The organism is Streptomyces sp. NRRL F-5122 (genome assembly GCF_001507435.1).
Lineage (GTDB): Bacteria > Actinomycetota > Actinomycetes > Streptomycetales > Streptomycetaceae > Streptomyces > Streptomyces lannensis.
On sequence record NZ_LMWH01000085.1, the window covers coordinates 1 to 1,002 of the forward strand.

Here is a 1,002-nt window from a genome sequence, read left to right on the forward strand (position 1 = left end):
CTTGCGGAGTCGGAACCAGTAGAAGCCGTGGCCTGCGAGGGTGAGCAGGTAGGGGAGTTCGCCGATGGCGGGGAAGCGGACTCCGCCGATGAGTTCCACCGGGTGGCGGCCGTTGAAGCGGCTGAGGTCGAGTTCGGTGGGCTGGGCGAACCGGGAGAAGTTGTGCACACACATCACCAGGTCGTCCTTGTACTCGCGCAGGAAGGCCAGGACGGCCGGGTTGGAGGACGACAACTCCGTGAAGGAGCCCAGACCGAACGCCGGGTTCTGCTTACGGATCTCGATCATGCGGCGGGTCCAGTGCAGCAGCGATGACGGCGACGACATCGACGCCTCCACGTTGGCGACCGGGTAGCCGTAGACCGGATCCATGATCGTGGGCAGGAAGAGCCGGCCGGGATCGCACGAGGAGAAGCCCGCGTTGCGGTCCGGGGTCCACTGCATGGGGGTGCGGACCGCGTCGCGGTCCCCGAGCCAGATGTTGTCGCCCATGCCGATCTCGTCGCCGTAGTACAGGATCGGCGAGCCGGGCAGCGACAGCAGCAGCGCGGTGAACAACTCGATCTGGTTGCGGTCGTTGTCCAGCAGCGGGGCCAGCCGGCGGCGGATCCCGATGTTGGCGCGCATGCGGGGATCCTTGGCGTACTCCGCCCACATGTAGTCGCGTTCCTCGTCGGTGACCATCTCCAGGGTCAGCTCGTCGTGGTTGCGCAGGAAGATGCCCCACTGGCAGTTGGAGGGGATCGCCGGGGTCTTGGCCAGGATCTCCGAGACCGGATAACGCGACTCACGCCGCACCGCCATGAAGATGCGCGGCATGACGGGGAAGTGGAAGGCCATGTGGCACTCGTCGCCACCACTGCCGAAGTCCCCGAAGTAGTCGACCACATCCTCCGGCCACTGATTGGCCTCCGCCAGCAGCACCGTGTCCGGATAGTGGGCGTCGATCTCCTTGCGCACCCGCCGGAGGAACTCGTGCGTGGCCGGCAGATTCTCGCAGTT

General features: G+C 66.1%; 1 protein-coding gene. It reads right to left on the bottom strand.

The features are described 5' to 3' along the window. On the bottom strand, positions 1-1,002 hold a 1,002-nt coding region (locus ADL25_RS11640), incomplete at both ends, for an alpha-glucosidase C-terminal domain-containing protein (protein ID WP_199839140.1).